The sequence below is a fragment of the Pseudomonas brenneri genome (genome assembly GCF_007858285.1).
GTDB lineage: Bacteria > Pseudomonadota > Gammaproteobacteria > Pseudomonadales > Pseudomonadaceae > Aquipseudomonas > Aquipseudomonas brenneri.
Window position 1 is genome coordinate 163,870 of the sequence record NZ_VFIL01000011.1, and the last position, 18,345, is coordinate 182,214.

The window sequence follows — 18,345 nt, forward strand, 5'->3', positions numbered from 1 at the left end:
TCGCTCCTACAGTGATGAGGGCCTCCGGCCACCGCTGCCCACAAGGAAGGCTCCATGTTCGAAAAACACCCGCAACTCAAAAAACATTTCGCCGCCCTGCGCACCCACGCCGAGTTCTTCTCGCTGCGTTACGTGCGCGAGTCTGGCCAGTACCTGTCGGTGCGCAAGAACGTCGCCGAGCCGCCGCACCTGAGTCGCGACGAAGGTGCCATGCTCACCGTGCGCCTCAACGGTGTCGAGGCCTACGCCGCCACCCACGACATTTCCCTGCCCGGCCTGCAAGCCGCCCTTGAGCGCGCTGAGCAACAAGCCCGGCGGATCAAGCCCCACGCGCTGCTCGACCTGCGCGACCAGCCGGTGTCCAGCGACATCGCCGATTACCTGTCGCCAAACCTCGACCAACCTTTTGCGTCCCTGAGCGACTGCTACCAATTGCTCGGTGCAGAGTCAGCCGCCGTGCCCAAGGACGAGCGCCTGGTGAACTGGGAAGTCAGCCTGGGCACCACCCTGGTCGAGCAGATCTACCTCAACAGTGCCGGCGCCGAGTTGCGCCAGGCCCAGCGTTTTGTGTTCCCCGGCGTCAATGTCACGGCCTACGACGGCAACGACAGCCAGACCCGCACCCTGGGTGGCACCAACTTTGGCCAGCAAGGCGGTGCGGACGTGATCAGCCGTTTCGGCCTGGTCGGCGCCGCGCCACGGATTGCCGATCAGGCGCTGCAACTATTGCTGGCGCCCAATACCCCCACCGGCCCGCGCGACCTGCTGCTGATGCCCGACCAGATGATCCTGCAGATCCACGAGTCCATCGGCCACCCGCTGGAGCTGGACCGGATCCTCGGTGACGAGCGCAATTACGCCGGCACCAGCTTCGTCAAGGCCAGCGACTTCGGCCACCTGCAATACGGCTCAAACCTGCTGAACGTGACCTTCGACCCGGACATTCCCGAGCAACTGGCCAGCTATGGCCATGACGATGACGGCACCGCCGCCAGCAAGCAGTTCCTGATCCGTGAAGGCCTGCTGCTCAAACCATTGGGCGGTGCGTTGTCGCAATACCGTGCGGGCATGGGCGGCGTTGCCAACAGTCGCGCCTGCAGCTGGAACCGCGCGCCGATCGACCGTATGGCCAACCTCAATATCGAGGCTGGCGACCAGAGCCTGGCGCAATTGGTCGGCGGCATCGAGCACGGTATCTTGATGTCGACCAACCGTTCCTGGTCCATCGACGATGCGCGCAACAAATTCCAGTTCGGCTGCGAATGGGGCCAGTTGATCGAAAATGGCGAACTCAAGGGCGTGGTGAAAAACCCCAACTACCGGGCGATTTCCGCGCAGTTCTGGCGCAAGCTCAGTGCCGTGGGCGATGCCAGTACTTTCCAGGTGCTGGGTACGCCGAACTGCGGCAAGGGCGAGCCCAACCAGGTGATCCGCGTTGGCCATGCGTCGCCGGCGTGTGTGTTCAGTGATGTGGATGTGTTTGGGGGAGATGCCTGATGCAGGCTTTCAAGGATCTGGTGGAGTGGCTCAAGCAGGCCATCACCGACGGGGAACAGTTTCATCTGGGCTATGCGGCGGAGTCTTCCGAGTTCGTGCGCTTGAACCATGCCCGGGTGCGTCAGGCCGGGCAGGTGCAACAAGCCAGCGTGAACCTCAAGCTGATTCATGACGGTCGCCACGCCGACCTCGGTATCACCCTGGCCGGGGCGCCGGAGCTGGATCGCCAGCGCCTGGCCGAGGGCCTGCAACAACTGCGTGAAACCTTGCCATTGCTGCCGCAGGATCCTTATCTGCTGCTCAACCACAACGCCTGGAAAAGCCAGAATGAACAGGCCCGGCCACTGCCGGACCTGGATCAGGTCCTGGCCGAAATCAGCCAGGCCGCCCAAGGTGTGGACCTGGTGGGTTTCTATGCCGCCGGGCCGATCAGCCGTGGATTCGCCAGTTCGTCCGGGGCTTTTGGCTGGCATCAGGCAAATAGTTTCAACTTCGATTTCAGCCTGTTCCATGCCAATGGTGAAGCGGTAAAAGCCAGCTACGCCGGGGATGCCTGGGACAGCGCGGCGTTTGCCCAGCGCTTCCAGCAAGCCCGCGAGCAGCTTGAGTATCTGGGCCGGCCATTGCACACCTTGGCGCCCGGCCAGTACCGCGCCTACCTGGCACCAGCAGCCCTGGAAGAAATTGTCAGCATGCTCGCCTGGGGTGGTTTCTCCGCCCAGGCCATCGCCAGCAAAGGCAGCCCGTTGCAGCGTTTGTATGCCGGTGATCAGGCCCTGAACCCACTGGTGAGCATGGCGGAACAGGTCAGCGCATCGTTGAGCCCGGCATTCTCGCGCGACGGCTACCCGTGCAGCGATGTGACCCTGATCAGCGCCGGCCACGCCGAAGGGCGCCTGGTCAACTCGCGCAGCGCTGCCGAATATGGCTTGAGCACCAACGGTGCCGATGGCGACGAGTCCCCCAGTGCCTTTGAAATGGCTGCAGGCGACCTGGCCCAGGCCGATATCCTCAAGCAATTGGGCACCGGCCTGTATATCAGCAACCTGTGGTACCTGAACTACTCCGACCAGCCGGCGGCGCGCCTGACCGGCATGACCCGCTTCGCCACGTTCTGGGTAGAGGACGGTGAGATCAAGGCGCCGGTCAGCACCATGCGCTTTGATGACAGCGTGTACCACCTGCTGGGTTCGCAGTTGGAAGCGCTGACCGCCGAGCGCGAGTTGCTGCTGTCGGCCAGTACCTATAGCGAGCGCAGTACCTCGTCCAACTTGTTGCCGGGCGCGCTGGTAAAACGGTTGACCCTGACGTTGTAGGTGCGGGGCGTTCTCCGGGCAGCGCTGCGACGTGCCGCGCTCGATCAGAATGCCCGCGTTATCGTTCGCGATTTTCGCGAGCAAGCTCGCTCCTACAGGGGAACGCCCTGTGTGTTGATGAACCTTCCTTTACAACAGCCCGCTGGTTGCGGGGCTGTTGTCGCCTGCCGAAAACCTCGATATAAACGTTAGTGGCATCCCGCCACTCTTAACCCATTTGTTCGCAAATGATGCATGACCTCGCCCGGGATAGGGCGAGCCGGAGCGTTGACATGTACCAAGGAAGTTTTGTCATTGATAAGTTGTTCAAGCACTACAACGTTCACGTAGAGCAACTGGGCAACGACCCACAACGCAAGACCGTGCTGCTGGTCAACGGCGCGCTGTCCACCACCCGCTCATTCGCTCGCACCAGCAAATGCCTGGCCGAGCATTTCAATGTGTTGATGTTCGATCTGCCGTTCTCTGGCTATTCACGCCCCCACAACACCGACCTGGACCTGGTGACCAAGGACGACGAAGTCGAAATCCTGCGGGCGCTGGTGGAGCGCTTTGAGGTCAACCATCTGGTGTCGGCCTCCTGGGGCGGCATCTCGACCCTGCTGACCCTGGCACGCAACCCGCCCTCCATCGAAAGCTCGGTAGTGATGGCCCTGGCGCCCAATCTCAACCAGGCGATGCTCGAATACGTGGAGCGCGTGCGGGTGCTGATCGAGGCCGATGACAAGTCCGCCGTCGGCCACCTGCTTAACGAAACCGTCGGCAAGTTCCTCTCCAGCCGGCTCAAGCGCAATAACCATCGGCACCTGTCGACCATGGCCACCACCGAGTACCGCCAGGCGCGCTTTCATATTCATCAGGTGCTGGCGCTGGGCGATGGCAACTACCTGCCGCAATTGCGCCAGATCGAAAGCCCGGTGCACTTTCTCAACGGCACGCTGGACGAATATACGCCGGCCGATGAAGCCCAACTGTTCAAGCAATATGTGGGGCGCAGCAGCTTTGCCACAGCCGAGCACACCGGCCATCTGCTCGACCTGGAGTCCCGCGAGGCGGCGTTTGCAGTGCATCGGGCGCTGATTGATTTCCTGGTGGGCAAAGATGTAGCAGTGTCAGATATAGACGAACCGCCAGTGGGAAAACCGCTTATTGATGGCGCATAATCGGCAACACATAGCCTGCTAATAAAAGGGTTCTCATGCCGAATCGTGTCGTGCTCGATGCCAAGACCGCCCGCTGGTTGCCCTGGGTGGTAGCGATTGCCTTCTTCATGCAGTCACTCGATGGGACGATTCTCAACACGGCATTGCCCGCCATGGCCGAGGACCTGGCGGAGAACCCTTTGCGCATGCAAGGCGTGATCATCGCCTACATGCTTACCGTGGCCTTGCTGATCCCGGCCTCGGGCTGGATCGCCGACCGTTTCGGCACCAAGAAAATTTTCTTCGGCGCGATCATGCTGTTCAGCATCGGTTCGCTGCTGTGCGCCCTGTCCAGCAGCCTGAGCATGCTGATCGGCGCGCGGGTGATCCAGGGCCTGGGCGGCGCGCTAATGCTACCGGTGGGAAGGCTGGTGGTGCTGCGCGCCTACCCGCGTTCGGAGCTGGTGCGGATCATGGGCTTCATCACCATTCCCGGCCTGCTCGGCCCTTTGCTCGGCCCGACCATGGGCGGCTGGATGGTGCAGTACCTGACCTGGCACTGGATCTTTTTGATCAACCTGCCGGTGGGCATGATCGGCTGCTACGCCGTGTGGAAATTCATCCCCGACCTGCGTGGCAGTGAGCGCACACGCTTCGACAGCCTGGGCTTTTTGCTGTTTGGCGCGGCGATGGTGCTGATCACTATCGCCATGGAAGGCTTGGGCGAGTTGCACCTGCCACACTTGCGCGTGATGTTGCTGCTGTTCGGCGGCATGGCGTGCCTGGCGGCCTACTGGCTGCGCGCCGGGCATATCGAAAATCCGCTGTTCTCGCCGGTGCTGTTCAAGACCCGGACCTTTGCCGTGGGCATTCTCGGCAACCTGTTCGCGCGCCTGGGCAGCGGTGCCTTGCCGTTCCTCGTGCCGTTGTTGCTGCAAGTCGCCTTGGGGTACTCGCCATCCCAGGCCGGCATGAGCATGCTGCCCCTGGCGGCGGCAGCCATGGTCGCCAAGTCGGTTGCCCGGCCGCTGATCGAACGCCTGGGTTATCGCATCGTGCTGACCGGTAACACGTTGGCGCTGGGCCTGATGCTGGCGAGCATGGGCCTGGTCAGCGAACAGACGCCCTACCCGCTGCTACTGGCGATGCTCGCAGTGCTGGGGGCGATCAACTCCCTGCAATTTACCGCGATGAACACCGTGACCCTGATCGACCTCGACGACGCCCAGGCCAGCAGCGGCAACAGCTTACTGTCGGTGGTGGCGCAACTGGCCCTGAGCCTGGGGGTGGCCTGCGCCGGTGCCCTGCTGGGCGGGTTCACCGCCGAAGCCGGCAACGATGGGGTCAGTACCGTGCTCGGGGCGTTTCAGTTGACCTTCCTCACCGTGGGTATCATGGCGATGCTGGCGGCGGCGATCTTCCTGCAATTGTCGCCAAAAGACGGCAAACGGGTGGTCAGCCGCGAGCACGACATCGAGCATTAAGCGGCGTCTCGTCTAGAACTTGCAGGGAAATTCCCACGAGGCTGGTACACTGCGCGACATTTTGTTTTTGCAGAGCCAGTCCCGTGACCACCATCGCCACCGCTTTTAATACTTTGCCGCTCTCCGCCGCCATGCTGGCTAACCTCGACTCGCTGGGTTATGTCGAGATGACGCAGATCCAGGCGCAAAGCTTGCCGGTGATCCTCAAGGGGCTGGACCTGATCGCCCAGGCCAAGACCGGCAGCGGCAAGACCGCGGCCTTCGGCATCGGCCTGTTGAACCCCATCAACCCGCGCTACTTCGGTTGCCAGGCCCTGGTGATGTGCCCGACCCGCGAGCTGGCGGACCAGGTGGCCAAGGAAATCCGCCGCCTGGCCCGTGCCGAAGACAATATCAAGGTGCTGACCCTGTGCGGTGGCGTGTCCCTCGGCCCGCAGATCGCCTCCCTGGAACACGGCGCGCACATCATCGTCGGCACCCCGGGCCGCATCCAGCAACACCTGCGCAAGGGTTCGCTGGTGCTGGACGGCCTGAACACGCTGATCCTCGACGAAGCCGACCGCATGCTCGACATGGGCTTCTACGACGCCATCGAAGACATCATCAGCAAGACCCCGGCCCGTCGCCAGACCCTGCTGTTCTCGGCCACCTACCCGGTGAGCATCAAGCAACTGGCCTCCAAATTCATGCGCGCGCCGCAGCAGGTCAAGGCCGAAGCGTTCCACTCCGACGAGCAGATCGAGCAGCGGTTCTACGAAATCTCCCCGGACGAGCGCATGGACGCGGTGACCAAAGTGCTGTCGCACTTCCGTCCGGCCTCCTGCGTAGCCTTCTGCTTTACCAAGCAGCAAGTACAGGAAACCGTGGATCACCTGACCTCCAAGGGCATTTCTGCGGTCGGCCTGCATGGCGACCTGGAGCAGCGTGACCGTGACCAGGTACTGGCGATGTTCGCCAACCGCAGCACATCGGTGCTGGTTGCCACCGACGTCGCCGCCCGCGGCCTGGACATTGATGCACTGGACATGGTGATCAACGTCGAACTGGCCCGCGACTCGGAAATCCACATTCACCGCGTCGGCCGTACAGGGCGTGCCGGTGAGACCGGGATCGCCGTCAGCCTGGTAGCACCGTCCGAAGCGCACCGCGCCCAGGCCATCGAGCTGCTGCAAAAGGCCCCGCTGAACTGGGACCAACTGAGCAACCTCAAATCCCAGGGCGGCGCGCCGTTGCTGCCGGTGATGAGCACGCTGTGCATTGCCGCCGGCCGTAAAGACAAGGTTCGCCCCGGCGATATCCTGGGTGCACTGACCGGCGAAGCCGGGATCCCGGGCGCCCAGGTGGGCAAGATCGCGATCTTTGACTTCCAGGCCTATGTGGCCGTGGAGCGTGGCGTCGCCAAGCAGGCGCTGCAGCGTTTGAACGATGGCAAGATCAAGGGCCGTTCGTTGCGTGTGCGCATCCTGTAAAGCTCTTCGATTCAATGGAGATCCAATGTGGGAGCGGGCTTGCTCGCGAATGCGGTGTACCAGTCGCCAGATGGGTTGGCTGACAGTGCGCATTCGCGAGCAAGCCCGCTCCCACATTTTTGACTGTATTCCAAAATAGATTTTGTGTGAGGACACCGTTTTGCGCTCGACCGAAGTTGTGATCATTGGCGCTGGCGCCGCAGGCTTGATGTGTGCGCTGACTGCCGCCGGGCGTGGGCGCAAGGTGATGCTGATCGACCATGCGAACAAGGCCGGCAAGAAGATCCTGATGTCGGGCGGTGGCCGCTGCAATTTCACCAACATGTACACCGAGCCTGCCAACTTCCTGTCGCACAACGCGCACTTCTGCAAATCCGCCCTGGCCCGCTACACCCAATGGGATTTCATCGGGCTGGTGGCCAAGCACGGCGTGCCGTACCACGAGAAAAAACTCGGCCAGTTGTTCTGCGATAACAAATCCAGCGACATCCTCGGCATGCTGCTCGACGAGTGCATCCAGACCGGCGTGAGCCTGCACCTGGACACCTCGATCCAGGAGATCGCCAGGCTCGACAGCGGCTACCAGTTGCAGACCACGCTGGGCGAGTTGCGCTGTGAATCCCTGGTGATCGCCACCGGCGGGCTGTCGATTCCGACACTGGGCGCCACCGGCTTTGGTTACCAGGTGGCCAAGCAGTTCGGCCATGAACTGCTGCCGACTCGCGCGGGCCTGGTGCCGTTTACCATCACCGATCAGCTCAAGGACTTGTGCGGCGAGTTGTCCGGCACCTCGGTCGATTGCCTGGTGAGCTGCAACGACCAGAGCTTTCGCGAGAACATTCTGTTTACCCATCGCGGCCTGAGCGGGCCGGCGATTTTGCAGATTTCTTCTTACTGGGAACCCGGCGACACCGTTGAGATCAACCTGTTGCCCGACCACGATGCCCACGCCTGGCTGCAACAGCAGCAGGCCGAACGCCCCAACAGCGAGCTCAAGACCCTACTCGGCGAGATCTTCACCAAGAAGATGGCCAACCTGTTGGCCGAGACGTGGTTTGTGTCCAAGCCGATGAAGCAGTACACCCACGCCGAGCTGGCAGATATTGCCAGCAAGCTGGGCAGTTGGCAGTTGGTCCCGGCCGGTACCGAAGGCTACCGCACCGCCGAAGTCACCCTGGGCGGGGTGGACACGCGAGAAGTGTCGTCCAAGACCATGGAATCACTGAAAAGCCCTGGCCTGTACTTTATCGGCGAAGTGCTGGACGTGACCGGGCACCTGGGCGGGTTCAACTTCCAATGGGCCTGGGCGTCGGGCTATGCGGCAGCGCAATACGCCTGAACTGCAATGCGATCACCTGTGGGAGCGGGCTTGCTCGCGAATGCGGTGTACCAGTCGCCAGATGGGTTGGCTGACAGTCCGCATTCGCGAGCAAGCCCGCTCCCACATTTTGATTGGGGTGTGCCAAAACATTTTTTGCTTATGAATGTGATCGCCACGCTTGCCCTGACGTCATTACTGGCTCAATTTAGCGGCATCGTCCCGGAAGACCCCAGACTTCATGTCCTCGACCTCGTTCAAGCAGTCAATGCGGCGCCTTTGGGCACTGGATAAGTTCAGTTACAGCGTACGGGTGTTTATCGCCCTCACCGGCAGCATGGCGTTGTGCTGGTATCAGGATGAGATGTCGCTGCTGATCCCGCTGTTCCTGGGGATTATCGCCAGCGCCCTGGCCGAGACCGATGACAGCTGGCAAGGCCGCCTCAACGCCCTGGCGGTGACGCTGGTATGTTTCAGCGTGGCAGCACTCTCAGTGGAGTTGCTGTTTCCCTACCCGTGGATCTTTGCCATCGCCATCGCCCTGGCGAGTTTCTGCCTGACCATGCTCGGCGCCCTGGGCGAGCGCTATGGGGCGATCGCCTCGGCCACCTTGATTCTGTCGGTCTACACCATGATCGGTGTGGACCAGCGCGGCGGCGCCGTCACCGATTTCTGGCATGAACCCTTGCTGCTGGTGGCCGGTGCCGCCTGGTATGGCGTGCTGTCGGTGCTGTGGCAGGCGCTGTTTTCCAACCAGCCGGTGCAGCAGAGCCTGGCCCGGCTGTTTCGCGAGCTGGGGCGTTACCTCAAGCTCAAGTCTTCGCTGTTCGAACCTATTCGCCAGTTGGACGTGGAAGCACGGCGCCTGGAACTGGCCCAGCAAAATGGCCGGGTGGTGGCGGCGCTCAATGCGGCCAAGGAAATCATCCTGCACCGCGTCGGTAACGGCCGGCCGGGCTCCAAGGTCAGCCGCTATCTCAAGCTGTACTTCCTGGCCCAGGACATCCATGAACGCGCCAGTTCCTCCCACTACCCCTACAACGCCCTGGCTGAAGCCTTCTTCCACAGCGATGTGCTGTTCCGTTGCCAGCGCCTGCTGCGCCAGCAAGGCAAAGCCTGCCAGACCCTCGCCGAGTCGATCCAGTTGCGCCAGCCGTTTGTCTACGACGCCAGCTTCGCCGAGGCCCTGGGCGACCTGAATGCGTCCCTGGAACACCTGCGCATCCAGAGCAACCCGGCCTGGCGCGGCCTGTTGCGTTCGCTGCGCGCGCTGGCGGCCAACCTGTCGACCCTTGACCGCCTGCTCAGTGATGCCAGCAACCCCGACAGCCTGGCCGATGCCACCGACAGCAGCCTGCTGGACCGTTCACCGCGCAACCTCAAGGAAATGTGGACGCGCCTGCGCACCCAGTTGACGCCGACGTCGTTGCTGTTCCGCCACGCCCTGCGCCTGCCCCTGGCACTGAGTGTCGGCTACGGCATGGTGCATTTGATCCACCCGTCACAGGGCTATTGGATCATCCTCACCACGCTGTTCGTCTGCCAGCCCAACTATGGCGCCACGCGACGCAAGCTCGGCCAGCGGATCGTCGGCACGGCCATCGGCCTGACGGTGGCCTGGGCGCTGTTCGATCTGTTCCCCAGCCCTCTGGTGCAATCGATGTTCGCCATCGCTGCGGGGCTGGTGTTCTTTATCAACCGCACCACCCGCTACACCCTGGCGACCGCTGCCATTACCCTGATGGTGCTGTTCTGCTTCAACCAGGTGGGCGATGGCTACGGGCTATTCCTGCCGCGCCTGTTCGATACCTTGCTTGGCAGCCTGATCGCCGGGCTGGCGGTGTTCCTGTTCCTGCCGGACTGGCAAGGCCGGCGCCTGAACAAAGTGCTGGCCAACACCCTGACCTGCAACAGCATCTACCTGCGCCAGATCATGCAGCAATATGCCGCCGGCAAGAGCGACGACCTGGCCTACCGCCTGGCCCGGCGCAATGCGCACAACGCCGATGCGGCGCTGTCCACCACCCTGGCCAATATGCTGATGGAGCCGGGGCATTTCCGTAAGGAGGCCGACGTGGGCTTCCGCTTCCTGGTGCTGTCCCACACCTTGCTCAGCTACCTGTCGGGGTTGGGTGCGCACCGCGACACCCAACTGCCGGCAGACGTGCGTGAACACCTGATCGAAGGCGCGGGCAAAACCCTCGCTACCAGCATCGACGAAATCGCCACGGGGCTGGCGAACAAACAGCCGATTGCGGTGCAGAGCGATGCCGAGGAGGCGTTGGCTGTAGAACTGGAGCAGATGCCGGACGAGATCGATGAGGCGCAGCGGCTGGTGCAGACGCAGTTGGCGTTGATTTGCCGGCAGTTGGGGCCGTTGCGCACATTGGCCGCACATTTGATCAAGGAAACCAGTGCGGCTTAGGGCCCTATCGCAGGCAAGCCAGCTCCTACCTTTGAAATGCATTCCAATGTGGGAGCTGGCTTGCCTGCGATGAGGCCCTAAAGACCACTACATCCCATGTTGCTTAAGAAGGCGCGCATAACTGCCATCCGCCTTCATCTTGCTGATCTCCCGATCAAACCCGGCAACAATCTGCTCATGCTTGGGATTTTTCAGGCTGACCAGAATGTGCAGACTGTTTTCACTCAACGGCTTGGGCAAAAACTCCACCGCATTACGCACCCTGGAGGACTCCCGCGCCAGGTTGTAGCGGGCGACATATTCATCCTCGACCGTCAGCCGCACCCGCTGGGCCGCCAGCATGCGCACGGCCATGGCGAAGTTATGCACCGGGACCTTTTGCAGTTTTGGATCAGCATCGAAATCCGCCGAATAGGCGTAGCCGCGTACTACGGCGATGGGATAGTCATGCAGTTGCTGCAAGTTCTGGTACTCAATGGGATCGTCGCGGCGCTTGATAAAACGCACGCGATTAAGCAGGTACTCAGCGGAAAACTGCCCCAACTGCGTACGCGCCTCGTCGTACCAGGCATTGACCAGTACGTCATAACGCCCGTCCCCCACCCCCATCAAGGCCCGCGCCCATGGCACTTGTTCAAAATCACTGGCATAGCCGGCACGCGCCAGGGCGGTGCTGACGATATCGGTGGCCAGGCCACCATTGATCAGGGTCGCATCGGTAAACGGCGGCCATGCATCCCCCACCAGGCGCAAACGTTCCGCCACCACCGTAGGGGCCAGCAACAGCAACACGATCAAAGCAACGGCACGAGACAATCGCAGCATGCTTAATGTCCTTGCACAGCGGGCAGTTCCTTGCGGGCGATGACGCCTGGCGGGAGTATGTCCAGGTTCTGACTGTAGCCTATCGCTCGCGCAGTACAGCAGATTACACAAAGAACCCAGCCGCGAAAGCACTCAATGATGGCAAATTGACGCTACTCACAAAAAAGGTCGTTTTCAGGGTGTTTGTGTCGCCGCCCGAGACAGTCGCCGGTCATGGCATTACTATCCAAGGCAGGTCTTTATGCGAGATGGAACGATGACAGTCGATTGGGTTTGCAAGCACCACAATGATCTGGGCAAGGAACAGCTCTACGCCATTTTGCGCCTGCGGGCGGAGGTTTTTGTGGTGGAGCAGAAATGCGTCTACCAGGACATCGACGGCCAGGATCTGGAGGGCGACACCCACCACCTGATGGGCTGGCAGGATGACCAACTGGTTGCCTACCTGCGCCTGCTCGACCCGGAGCTGCATGGCGGTGACGTGGTTATCGGCCGCGTGCTCGTGGCCGGGGTTGCACGGGGCACCGGCCTGGGCCACCAGATGCTGGAGGAAACCCTCAAGCAGATCGACGATATCTGGCCGCAGACGCCGATCTTTCTCTCAGCCCAGGCGCATTTGCAGGGGTACTACACAAGATACGGGTTCAAGGTCGAGGGTGAGGTCTATCTTGAGGACGACATTCCACATATTGGTATGCGGCGCGCCTGAGGGCCCCATCGCGGGCTTGCTCGCGATGGCGTCAGACCTGCCAGCCCAATTTCAGGGATAGCCCAACACCTGCTTGACCTGTACCAGGTTGCGCTCGATCCAGCCCCGGTCAATGGCCCCCCAGTCGCGAATCCGATAGCGCCCGGCATGATTGCGGGCGCCGTCTTCCTGCTCGAATTCACAGACGATATCCAGGTCCGCCAACGCCGCAATGGTGTCCTGGGCCGTGCGCCGGGGCATGCCAGTGGCCTCGGTCAGCGCCGGGACGCTGCTGGCCAGTTGGCTGTCGATCAGATACGCCACATACAGACGGCGGTAGAAGCTGCTTTTGGTCTTGCTCACATCCATGATCAGTCGCCTTGTGATTAGGACTTGCCCTGCAAGTCCCGATAGGTCAGGTACACCCGCAGGTCAAACTCCACCTGGTGGTAGCCGGGCAGCATGTATTCGCAGAGTTTGTAGAAGGCCTTGTTGTGGTCCGATTCCTTGAAGTGCGCCAGCTCGTGGACGACGATCATTTTCAGGAACTCGGGCGCCGCCTCCTTGAACAACGCGGCGATGCGGATCTCTTTCTTGGACTTGAGGTTGCCACCCTGCACCCGGGAGATGGTGGTGTGCAGGCCCAGGGCGCGGTGGGTCAGGTCCAGGCGGTTGTCGAACAGCACCTTGTCGATGGCCGGCGCGTTGCGCAGGTGTTCCTGCTTCAAGGCCAGGGCGTAGCTGTACAGCGCCTTGTCGCTTTGCACCGCATGGCGCTCGGGGTAACGCTGGTTCAAGTAGTGACCCAACTGATCCTTGGCGATCAATTGGCGCACTTGCTCTTGCAGGGCGGCGGGATAGGCCTGGAGGTATTTCAGCGCAGTCATGGGTTCGAACGGCAGGGGCTTGAGGCCGTCAGTGTAGCGAATTCAGCAAGGGCCTGCGCGTAGCGCAAACGGCTGCGGCCACTGGGAAATATCCTCGGCCATCAGCGGCAGGGCAACCAAAGGCCCCTGAATGAACTGGCAACCATTGGCCTGCAGCCAGTGGCATTGCTCAAGGGTTTCCACCCCTTCGGCAATCACCAGCAACCCGAAGTGCCCGCACAACTCGATAATACTGCGGGCCAGCGCCGCCTCCCGTGGCGAGTCGAGCACGCGGGTGACCAGGCCGGGATCGAGCTTGAGCGTATCGAACTCCAGGTCGCGCAAATGCGCCAGGGAGCAGGTGCCCGAGCCGAAGTCATCCAGGGCTATGCGCACCCCCAGGCGCCGCAGCTGCTTGAGCTGCTTGGTGGATTCTTCAATGTTGTGCATCAGGCTTTCTTCAGCAATTTCCACTTCCAGTTGCCGCCCGTGCAACCCATGTCGTTCCAGTGCCTGCTGCAGCTGAGTCACCAGGTTGGGCATATTGAACTGGCTGCTGCTCAGGCTCACGCTCAGCACCCAGTCGTCGTTCATGACCTGCGCCCAGGCCTGGCGTTGCTGCGCCACTTGCAGATAGATCCAACTGCTGAGCTGACTGATCAGGCGTGCCTCTTCCAGCAAGGGCAGGAACAGTCCCGGCGGTACATCGCCGACACTCGGGTGCTGCCAACGCAACAAGGCCTCGACACCGCGCAAGTGCCCGTCCACCAGGGACACTTGGGGCTGGTACACCAACGTGACCTGCTTTTTGGCGATGGCCTCGCGCACACTGCTTTCAAGCATCAGGCGCGAGCGGGCACGGCCGTTCATTTCCTGATCGTAATAGCGATATTGCTGACGCCCCGCCCGCTTGGCTTCGTACATGGCGATATCGGCGGCACGCAGCAGGCCGCTCAGGTCGCGGCCACAATCGGGGAAGGTGGCAATGCCGATACTGACCCCCAGCATCACCTCCAGGCCGTCTACTTGCTGGCAGATCGACACCCGCTCGATCAACTGCTCAGCGAGCTTCGCGGCCTGTTCCGGGTATTCCAATTCCAGCAATGCGACGAACTCATCGCCCCCCAGGCGGCCGAGAATGTCACAGCTGCGCAGGCACAGTTCCAATTGCTCAGAGACCCAGCGCAGCACTCGGTCGCCGGCATCGTGCCCCACCGAATCATTGACCCGCTTGAAGCCGTCCAGGTCCATGTACAGCAACACCGTGGCATGCTCGCTGCGCTCGTTGCGCAACAGGGCCGTCTCTACGGCCTGGTAGAAGCCACGGCGATTGAGCAAGCCGGTGAGCGGGTCGGTGACCGCCTGGAACTCCAGCTGCTGATGCAGGTGCCGCACTTGCGACATGTCCTGCACGGTCACCACCATGGCCTTCTGCTCCTGGGGCAACGGTGCACAGGACATCGCCACCGGCAGTTGCTGCCCGGGGGCGGTACGCAGGATCGCATCATGCAGGCGCCAGGTTTCGCCACGGCGGTAACCGGCGTACAGCTCGCTGCCAAACCAGTCAGGCATATGGGGCTTCTGCAAAAAGCCAAGGAACGCCTGGCCTTGCAACTCGTCCACCGTGGCATTGAGTAGCCGTGAAATGGCCGGGTTGGCGTAGCTGATCACCCCGTCTTCGGCCACCACCAGGATGCCCTCGGCGGCGTTGTCGAGTACCGAGGCATTAAAGGCCCGGGCCAGTTCCAGGTCATGACTCAAACGCTGCAAGGCGCGCCGATTGCGCTGATGCTCCAGCAAGGCCTGGACCTTGGGCTTGAGGATATGCGGGTCGAACGGTTTGAACAGGTAGTCGATGGCGCCGCTGGCATAGCCTTCAAGCACGGCGGCGGGCGATTGTTCATTGGCACTCAAGAAAATAATCGGCGTCATGCGGGTGCGCTGGCTGCCGCGCATCAACCGCGCCACTTCGAAGCCGTCCATGCCCGGCATCCTGACATCTAGCAGTACCAGGTCGACGTCACGTTCGAGCAGTAACCCCAGGGCTTCCTCGCCGGAGGCCGCCGTCACCACCAGCCAGTCCTCGCGCTGCAGGAGCGCGCGCATGCTGATCAGGTTTTCCGGGTAGTCATCGACCACCAGGAGCACTGAACAGCCATCGGACGGGGTTGGAGCGCATTCCATGCTGCATCTCTTCCTTGAGGATTCATTCCGGTCATTTTTGAGACAAAACCGGACAAACAATGTGGAGTCACTCTAGCCCTGGATCCTCTAAAGCAGAAGGCGCGACAGCGCCATCATTGCGCCAAAGACCACACAACCGACTAACGGTCAGCACCTGCAGCCCACGTATTACGGGAAACATGGCTTTTTGACAGTCCATTGACGCCAATAAACCGACCTAAAATTATTAACAAACGATGACCAGCCGCTTATAAATAACGCGCTAATCCGCGGGCCAAGGCCTTTTGACCCCCTCTTTCGTACAGTAAAGGCGCACTCAATGATTGATCTGTCCACCTGGAACCTGAGCATTCCTGTCGGCTCCCCACCAGCCACCATCGACACCCCCAGACTGCTCAGTGGTTTCAACGGCAAATACTTCCAGGCCGAAGGCAGCAGCGTGCAATTCTGGACCCCTGTTACCGGCACCCGTACCGAAAACGCCATCTACCCGCGCAGCGAACTGCGTGAAACCTATGCCGATGGCCGGCTGCGCAACTGGACCTACCCCGAAGCCGACAACTACCTGCGCGCCACCCTGGCAATCAACCAGGTGCCGTCCTCGGGCAAGATCGTGATCGGTCAGATTCACGCCTACGACAGCCAGAAACCGCTGATCAAGGTCGAATACCAGTTCAAGGAAAAAACCCAGACCGGCAACATCGTCGCCAAGGTGCGCATGCGCCCGGATGACAGCAAGGGCCGGGTGATTATCGTGGCCGAGAATGTGCCGCTGGAGAAAAACTTCACCTACGTTATCCACCTGAACAAGGCTGGGCTGCTGAGCGTCGAAGCGGCCAGCGGGCAATGGAACGAACGCATCGGTGCCGCCTGGGGCAAAAAGCCGCTGTACTTCAAGGCGGGGGTGTATGTGCAAGACAACAGTGGCGACAGCCAGGAAGGCGGCAAAGTGACATTTGCCAGGCTGGATATCGATCACAACTGACAGTCTGATCATTCCCACGACGCTTTAGGACAGAACCGCGACCCAGGGTCTCGACTTTTTTGTAGGACAATTCGAGTATGGCGCCGCACAGGCGTAATGCTGCCCTATAAGAAAGTCATGGAGACTCACAATGCCCTTCACTCGCACCCTACTCGCCCTGTCCATGGGCATGGTCATGCTGCAAAACCCGGCCTTCGCCGCCCCGCCGTTGTCGATGACCGACGGCGTGGCCCAGGTCAACATCCAGGACAGCAACGCCTGGGTAGAGATCAGCAAAGCCGCTTTCGAACACAACATCCGCACCCTGCAAGCCAGCCTCGCCGACAAATCGAAAATCTGCGCCGTACTCAAGGCTGACGCCTACGGCCACGGTATCGGCCTGCTGATGCCATCGGTGATCAAGCTGGGCGTGCCTTGCGTGGGCGTGGCCAGCAACGAAGAAGCACGCGTGGTACGTGAAAGCGGCTTCAAGGGCCAACTGATCCGCGTACGCACCGCCGCGCTGAGCGAGCTGGAAGCCGCGCTGCCGTACAACATGGAAGAGCTGGTGGGCAACCTCGACTTCGCCGTGCGCGCCAGCCTGATCGCCGAGCATCATGGCCGCCCGCTAGTGGTGCACCTGGGCCTGAACTCCAGCGGCATGAGCCGTAACGGCGTGGAAATGACCACCGCCCAGGGCCGGCGCGATGCGGTCGCCATCACCAAAGTGCCGAACCTGGAAGTGAAGGCAATCATGACCCACTTCGCCGTCGAAGACGCCGCCGACGTACGCACCGGCCTCAAGGCCTTCAACGAGCAGGCCAACTGGCTGATCAACGTCGCCCAACTGGACCGCAGCAAAATCACCCTGCACGCCGCCAACTCCTTCGCCACCCTGGAAGTGCCCGAGTCGCGCCTGGACATGGTGCGCCCCGGTGGCCTGTTGTTCGGTGACACCGTGCCGTCGTTTACCGAATACAAGCGCGTGATGCAGTTCAAGTCCCACGTGGCCTCGGTCAACAGCTACCCCAAGGGCAACACCGTCGGCTATGACCGCACCTACACCCTGGCACGGGATTCGAAACTGGCGAACATCACCGTGGGTTATTCCGATGGTTATCGTCGAGCGTTCACCAACAAAGGCATCGTGCTGATCAACGGGCACCGAGTGCCGGTGGTGGGCAAGGTGTCGATGAACACCTTGATGGTCGACGTCACCGACGTGCCGACCGTGAAGAGCGGCGATGAAGTGGTGTTGTTTGGCAAGCAGGGGAATGTGCAGACGAGCCAGGCCGAGGTTGAGGATATCAATGGGGCGTTGTTGGCGGATTTGTATACGGTTTGGGGTAATTCCAACCCAAAAGTACTGGTCGATAAATAAGCCGCAACAGCTCGGCCTCTAAGCTGAACACAATTCAAATGTGGGAGCGGGCTTGTTCGCTCCCACATTGGTTTACAGACGCCGATACCAAAATCAAATCAGGTATTTCGCACCCAGCCAGACCTTATTTTATCTTTATAGTTTACCTTTACATTCTCTTCAAACTCAGCCAAATGGTACGGAGAGCCACTTGCTCGGACATAAGTACCAGCTCTTAATTTTGACAATACTTCAGATGCCAACCGCTCATAATTCACCGACCCTATAAAACCTGGAAACTCATTTCCACCGCGATGCCCAACAATATAATTTATCCTGTGAACGTCCGTGATAGGCTCCTCAAAGAAGTGATGTTTTTTCTTAAACTCCTCCATTCTCTGCCTATGCTGCTCAATCAAATCTATTTCCTCAGCAGTTAAAAACTTGTTCAATTCCTCCTTTTCTGAGTTTCTGAGAAGTCCCCCGAGACTACTTTCAACCAACTTTAGATCCCGTTCACGCCGAATAGCATCCGCAGTTTTATTATCCAAAGAAGGCTCACTTACAAATTCATATTCCATAATATTAATCTCCATTAAACCTTTATCAAATAGATATCAAAAGCACACAAAAAATATAAACCAACCACCAATAAAGAGAACCTGTGAAAATCTGCAACCTTTATAGTTTTTCGCCATAAGGCATATAGCATATAGATAGTTAAATGGAGGGGGGGGGGGGGGGGGGTTTTTTGGGGGAAAGGGGACGGAATTTTTGTAGCAATTAAATAACCCCCTTTCCTTTAGC

At 60.5% G+C, this 18,345-nt stretch carries 15 protein-coding genes; 10 read left to right on the forward strand and 5 right to left on the reverse strand.

Features of this window, described 5'->3' with window-relative positions; translation table 11 throughout:
- The first annotated feature begins 54 nt into the window (after positions 1-54).
- From FJD34_RS22835 to yccS, 7 genes are all read left to right on the forward strand, one after another.
- The gene (locus FJD34_RS22835) at positions 55-1,497 is read left to right on the forward strand and encodes a TldD/PmbA family protein (RefSeq protein ID WP_090292272.1); all 1,443 of its coding nucleotides are present in this window, start codon (positions 55-57) and stop codon (positions 1,495-1,497) included.
- Positions 1,497-2,813, forward strand: a complete 1,317-nt coding sequence (locus FJD34_RS22840) for a TldD/PmbA family protein (protein WP_090292274.1) — start codon at positions 1,497-1,499, stop codon at positions 2,811-2,813. Before FJD34_RS22835 ends, FJD34_RS22840 begins: the two co-directional genes overlap by 1 nt.
- 272 nt (positions 2,814-3,085) lie before the next feature.
- Positions 3,086-3,976, forward strand: a complete 891-nt coding sequence (locus FJD34_RS22845; RefSeq protein ID WP_065942718.1) for an alpha/beta fold hydrolase — start codon at positions 3,086-3,088, stop codon at positions 3,974-3,976.
- Positions 3,977-4,011: 35 nt separating this feature from the next.
- Complete coding sequence (mdtD, locus tag FJD34_RS22850; protein WP_090292276.1) at positions 4,012-5,439, forward strand: multidrug transporter subunit MdtD; 1,428 nt, start codon at positions 4,012-4,014, stop codon at positions 5,437-5,439.
- A gap of 131 nt (positions 5,440-5,570) precedes the next feature.
- A complete protein-coding gene (gene dbpA / locus FJD34_RS22855) occupies positions 5,571-6,908 on the forward strand; it encodes an ATP-dependent RNA helicase DbpA (RefSeq protein ID WP_229689197.1) in 1,338 nt (445 codons plus the stop codon).
- A 160-nt stretch (positions 6,909-7,068) separates the two neighbouring features.
- Positions 7,069-8,247, forward strand: a complete 1,179-nt coding sequence (locus tag FJD34_RS22860; protein ID WP_065942720.1) for a BaiN/RdsA family NAD(P)/FAD-dependent oxidoreductase — start codon at positions 7,069-7,071, stop codon at positions 8,245-8,247.
- Between the two features lie 220 nt (positions 8,248-8,467).
- Positions 8,468-10,651, forward strand: a complete 2,184-nt coding sequence (yccS, locus tag FJD34_RS22865; RefSeq protein ID WP_065942721.1) for a YccS family putative transporter — start codon at positions 8,468-8,470, stop codon at positions 10,649-10,651.
- 87 nt (positions 10,652-10,738) lie between these two features.
- Here yccS and FJD34_RS22870 read toward each other — a convergent pair whose 3' ends face one another.
- On the reverse strand, positions 10,739-11,476 hold the full coding sequence (locus tag FJD34_RS22870) for a substrate-binding periplasmic protein (RefSeq protein ID WP_032858703.1): 738 nt from the start codon (positions 11,474-11,476) through the stop codon (positions 10,739-10,741).
- A 256-nt stretch (positions 11,477-11,732) separates the two neighbouring features.
- Between FJD34_RS22870 and FJD34_RS22875 the strand changes: the two genes are divergently transcribed.
- Positions 11,733-12,185, forward strand: coding sequence for a GNAT family N-acetyltransferase (locus FJD34_RS22875; protein WP_090292281.1), 453 nt, complete (start codon positions 11,733-11,735; stop codon positions 12,183-12,185).
- 51 nt (positions 12,186-12,236) lie between these two features.
- Here FJD34_RS22875 and FJD34_RS22880 read toward each other — a convergent pair whose 3' ends face one another.
- The 3 genes from FJD34_RS22880 to FJD34_RS22890 are packed head-to-tail and all read right to left on the reverse strand — an operon-like array spanning position 12,237 to position 15,214.
- Positions 12,237-12,533 (reverse strand): winged helix-turn-helix domain-containing protein, encoded by a 297-nt coding sequence (locus tag FJD34_RS22880; RefSeq protein ID WP_032858709.1) that lies wholly within the window; start codon positions 12,531-12,533, stop codon positions 12,237-12,239.
- 17 nt (positions 12,534-12,550) lie between these two features.
- The gene (locus FJD34_RS22885; RefSeq protein ID WP_032858710.1) at positions 12,551-13,051 is read right to left on the reverse strand and encodes a M48 metallopeptidase family protein; all 501 of its coding nucleotides are present in this window, start codon (positions 13,049-13,051) and stop codon (positions 12,551-12,553) included.
- A gap of 42 nt (positions 13,052-13,093) precedes the next feature.
- Positions 13,094-15,214 carry a putative bifunctional diguanylate cyclase/phosphodiesterase gene (locus FJD34_RS22890; protein ID WP_090292284.1) on the reverse strand — a complete coding sequence of 707 codons (2,121 nt, stop codon included), beginning with the start codon at positions 15,212-15,214 and terminating at the stop codon, positions 13,094-13,096.
- Positions 15,215-15,533: 319 nt separating this feature from the next.
- On the opposite strand from FJD34_RS22890, the gene FJD34_RS22895 reads away from it, so the two are divergent.
- Complete coding sequence (locus FJD34_RS22895; RefSeq protein ID WP_032858712.1) at positions 15,534-16,199, forward strand: polysaccharide lyase family 7 protein; 666 nt, start codon at positions 15,534-15,536, stop codon at positions 16,197-16,199.
- A gap of 130 nt (positions 16,200-16,329) precedes the next feature.
- Positions 16,330-17,559 (forward strand): alanine racemase, encoded by a 1,230-nt coding sequence (gene alr / locus FJD34_RS22900; protein WP_090292286.1) that lies wholly within the window; start codon positions 16,330-16,332, stop codon positions 17,557-17,559.
- A gap of 98 nt (positions 17,560-17,657) precedes the next feature.
- Here alr and FJD34_RS22905 read toward each other — a convergent pair whose 3' ends face one another.
- Positions 17,658-18,119: a hypothetical protein gene (locus FJD34_RS22905; protein WP_090292288.1), complete on the reverse strand. Its 462-nt coding sequence runs from the start codon at positions 18,117-18,119 to the stop codon at positions 17,658-17,660.
- Positions 18,120-18,345: the final 226 nt, after the last annotated feature.